Source organism: Rhodococcus sp. UNC363MFTsu5.1 (assembly GCF_000686785.1).
Taxonomy (GTDB): Bacteria; Actinomycetota; Actinomycetes; order Mycobacteriales; family Mycobacteriaceae; genus Rhodococcus_G; species Rhodococcus_G maanshanensis.
Genome location: NZ_JMLO01000058.1, coordinates 1 through 3,410 on the forward strand (window position 1 = coordinate 1; position 3,410 = coordinate 3,410).

Annotated in this window: 7 protein-coding genes; all 7 read right to left on the reverse strand. The window is 65.7% G+C overall.

The window, feature by feature from the left end; translation table 11 throughout:
- The coding region (locus BR31_RS30110) for a hypothetical protein (protein ID WP_037178331.1) at positions 1-395 on the reverse strand (395 nt) is incomplete at its 3' end.
- Positions 392-697 carry a hypothetical protein gene (locus tag BR31_RS30115; RefSeq protein WP_051637737.1) on the reverse strand — a complete coding sequence of 102 codons (306 nt, stop codon included), beginning with the start codon at positions 695-697 and terminating at the stop codon, positions 392-394. The genes BR31_RS30115 and BR31_RS30110, both read right to left, overlap by 4 nt.
- A complete protein-coding gene (locus BR31_RS0124995; protein WP_027503342.1) occupies positions 694-1,140 on the reverse strand; it encodes a hypothetical protein in 447 nt (148 codons plus the stop codon). The genes BR31_RS30115 and BR31_RS0124995 overlap by 4 nt, the downstream gene beginning before the upstream one ends.
- Positions 1,137-1,343 carry a hypothetical protein gene (locus BR31_RS0125000; protein ID WP_027503343.1) on the reverse strand — a complete coding sequence of 69 codons (207 nt, stop codon included), beginning with the start codon at positions 1,341-1,343 and terminating at the stop codon, positions 1,137-1,139. The genes BR31_RS0124995 and BR31_RS0125000 overlap by 4 nt, the downstream gene beginning before the upstream one ends.
- A 262-nt stretch (positions 1,344-1,605) precedes the next feature.
- Positions 1,606-2,001 carry a hypothetical protein gene (locus tag BR31_RS30120; protein WP_037178333.1) on the reverse strand — a complete coding sequence of 132 codons (396 nt, stop codon included), beginning with the start codon at positions 1,999-2,001 and terminating at the stop codon, positions 1,606-1,608.
- Positions 1,998-2,630 (reverse strand): hypothetical protein, encoded by a 633-nt coding sequence (locus tag BR31_RS0125010; RefSeq protein ID WP_027503344.1) that lies wholly within the window; start codon positions 2,628-2,630, stop codon positions 1,998-2,000. The genes BR31_RS30120 and BR31_RS0125010 overlap by 4 nt, the downstream gene beginning before the upstream one ends.
- A partial coding sequence (locus BR31_RS30125) for a RusA family crossover junction endodeoxyribonuclease (protein ID WP_037178335.1) occupies positions 2,627-3,410 on the reverse strand: 784 nt, incomplete at its 5' end. The genes BR31_RS0125010 and BR31_RS30125, both read right to left, overlap by 4 nt.

Consider the following 3,410-nt stretch of genomic DNA (forward strand, 5'->3'; position numbering starts at 1 on the left):
CCGCCCCGAGTGCGTCGGTAGATGTCGAGTCCGGCCTTCGCGATCCGCTCCAACGGGTCGACATCAGCGGGCGCGGCGGGAGGGTTCGCAGACAGGGCTTCACGGAGGATCCCCACGGGGATCAGAAGGTTGTCCCCGCTGTCGCACCGGTGCTCGACGTCTTCCGGTCGCGGCAGTAGTGCCTGCACCTTGGCGAGCCGCGCCTCAGCCGAGTTGGCGCGATCTGCGTTGGCGAGCATCGCCGATTCGTACCGCCCGACAAGCTTGTTGAGCTGCTTCGCTTCCTGCTGGGCGGTCTTCACGCGGTCGAGCAGAGCGATGGCGTCCACTCGCGTCGGGTTGTGCCCGGAGAGGAGGAGTTGCAACATTGCGTCGAGGTCCAGGTCCGCGCTCACCGCGAAACCTCCACGATGCGGGTTCCATCCGGAATGTCAATGACGATGGCGGGATCGCTGTCGCGGTCGGGGCGTTCGGTGAATCGGATCGGCCACGACGGCCAGGTGCCGGAGTTCTCAACCGACAGCGTCCATTCCGCGTCCGTGCCAGGTTTGCAGAACTCGGCACGCACGATCAGCTCGTCACCGTCCGGCGCTACGAGACGCCCGACCCACGGTCCGTGGGCGTAGAACTCGTCATTGATCGCGCCTTCGAACTCAACGCAGTCATCGGACGCGCCGTAGATGGTTACTTCGCTCATCGTGTTCTCCTGGTGGTGTCGGGGTCAGACGGGACAGGGGCGGCCTCAGGCTGGAACAGGACCGTGAGTGGACGGCCGTCCGCGAGAAGCGCCGTCGGGCAGGGGTCCTTGCCTGCACTGGCCCAGCCGCCCGGGAACCGCGAGTGGCGACGCTCCTTGGTGCGGACCACACCGGCTACGTCCACGATTGCGGAACCGAACGGCAGCGCGTCCAGCTCCTCGACCGTGGTGATGGTGTCGGCCTTCACGTAGCCGAGCAGCCCAGCCAGGGTGTCGAAGTGCTTCAGCACGGCCTCCGCGCAGTAAGACATCGTGGATGGCGCGGACCGTGCCAGGATCTTCTCGACCCGCGGGGGCAGCGACCGGCGAAGGACGTCCCTGATCGCAGCAAACGCCGGATCTACCGCCGCCTCCTCGCGGGCGCGGGTCTCATCGATACTCACAAAGCCTCCTTCGGGGTGGGTTCAGGGATCAGCGGTTCGTTGAGCGACATGCCCTCGCGGCCAAGCAGGAACGCCGAACGGATCAGCCCGTTCACCTTTCGCTGCATCCGCTGCACCTGCGGATCCCGGGGATTGAACCCGTTCTCGACCATGAACTCCTGAACTGAATCCATCGCCAGCTGGTAGAACGTCGGGGCGGTCATGCCTTCCCTCCCTCGGCCAGTGACGGTCTCGTGGTCGCGTATGTGAACACGGCGCGCACGCACGCCTGACACAGCGGGAGGTCGCTGTACGTGGCGCGTACTTGATCGGCAGGATTCTCGGTCCAGGGAGCGAAGCGGAACATGGTGATCCGCAGGTGTCGGCGCATGGTCACGGCCTTCGTGTGAAGGCGGAGTGTGGTGAGTGCTCCTTTGCCCTTTGGAACGCCCTCGGCGGGGCTTCCGCATCGTCCGCACTGCTCGCTCATGCTTTCCCTCCCGTCTCGGCGGCAGCAGCGGCCACCGGCTCCCAGTCCGTCGTCACGCGGCGTTCATGGACGACGCGAACGATGCCGTCGTACGGCTCACCGCTCTGCTCGAACACGCCACCAACAGGCCAGTCGCGCATCGCTTCCTCAGCCCTGTCGCGGCTACGCGGAGCCCACCGTTCGCCGGACTCGGTTACCGGCACCCAGCGCTCTTCAATCGAGACCGCCTGTACGACTTCGTGCCCGGCCTTCGCGAGGGCGTCGAGGACATGGGCGGCGTGGTCGGCGCGCTGGGCTTCGGCACGCGCTTTCTCGTCGCCCTGCCAGCCGCATTCGCAGTCGACGCCGTACGTGCCGAGCTGGTGTGCGGCGAGTACCTCCAACGGCGTCACAGGACACCACCCGCAACCTCGGGGGTGCCGTACTCGCGCAGCTCCCAGTAGCCGGGCATCTCGCACCACGCCCATGCGCCACCGTCACTTGCGGTCCAGCGTGCAGCGACTGGCGTCGGGAACCCGAAGTGCTTGGTGGCGAAGTCGGGGTCCATCGTTCGGTACCAGCCGATCGGCTTCGGCTCGGCCTGTTCGGTGGGCGCGAACCGGGCACGGAGACGAGCTGCTTGGTTCACGCAAAACTCCTGCTCTGCCCCAGGGTTGTTACGCCGACCGCACCACCGCAGAACCTCGCGAAGGTCTGCCGCTTCGTCTGCGGTCAGGGTGATGCCGTTGTCGGGGGCCAGGCGCGACGCCAGATGATCGAGGGCGGACGCGCTGTAGCGGAGGTATTTCCTTCGAGTGGCGTCGTTCACCTCGTCCCATGCGGTGTCGAAGTCGAACGAGTCGTTGCACATGACCCGTGCCAGCTGTTCGGCTTCGGTGTCGCGGGCCTCGGCGGCATCAAGACGATCAGCCTGCTGGCCGCACCAGACGGCAATACCTGCCAGGTCGCCACGAGTGCGGTCGGACGCCAACACTCGCTGAGCGGTCCGATACTCCTCGGCGGTGAAGTTGTCGTTGGTCATGCGACGTACTCCTTCGGGGCTCGCGTGTTGCGGTCGTTGATGATTCGGCAGGCCATGCACCGTTCGTAGGACTTCTTGCTCGTCGCTCCACCACAGTCCACGCACGTGCCCTTGGCGGCCTTCTTGCGGTGCTCTCGCCACCGCGAGGCTCGGCACTCGTCGGTGCAGTACGTGTTACCTGCCCTGTTCGCCGAACGCTGCTTCTCGAACTTGGTGCCACAGCCAGCGCAGGTGACCTCCACGCGACCGTGCGCGTACTTGCAGTCGGTTGAGCAGAACCTCTGCGTCCCGCCCTGCTTGCCGGTCGCGGATCGGTAGGTGGTGCCGCATTGTTCGCAGGTCCGCTCACGCTTCATCCGAACGTGCTCAGTCCTGCATTCCTGTGAGCAGAATCGACGGGTCGGCTGGTGCGCGGGCGGGCACTGGAACCCCTTCCCGCACCGCTCGCACTCCTTGCGGAACCTGTCGGGCAGGTCGTCAGTCGGGTAGACGTGGACTTCACTGCGCGGCGAGTCGGACCCGTGGATCACCTTGGCCGATATCTCGGTGACCTGCGAGTCGTCCTTCCATGCGTATCCGGTGAGTCCATCCAGAACGAGCTTGACGAAGTTGTCCACGTCTCGGCGCTGTCGCTTGCCGACGTAGAACAGCATCGAGACGCCGGCGCCACCTTCACCGCGCTCAACCGGTCCGCTCGCTGCCCGGAAGTAGTAGGACACCAGGTCTTGAGCCTTCGTGGTCTTGGAGTCCTTGTAGTGGTAGACCTTGCCGCCCCGAATC

What these genes read in the sequence shown, in the direction of transcription:
- BR31_RS30115 (WP_051637737.1), bottom strand. Translation starts at nt 697, where the DNA reads ATGAGCGAAGTAACCATCTACGGCGCGTCCGATGACTGCGTTGAGTTC.
- BR31_RS0125000 (WP_027503343.1), bottom strand. Translation starts at nt 1,343, where the DNA reads ATGACCGCCCCGACGTTCTACCAGCTGGCGATGGATTCAGTTCAGGAG.
- BR31_RS0125010 (WP_027503344.1), bottom strand. Translation starts at nt 2,630, where the DNA reads ATGACCAACGACAACTTCACCGCCGAGGAGTATCGGACCGCTCAGCGA.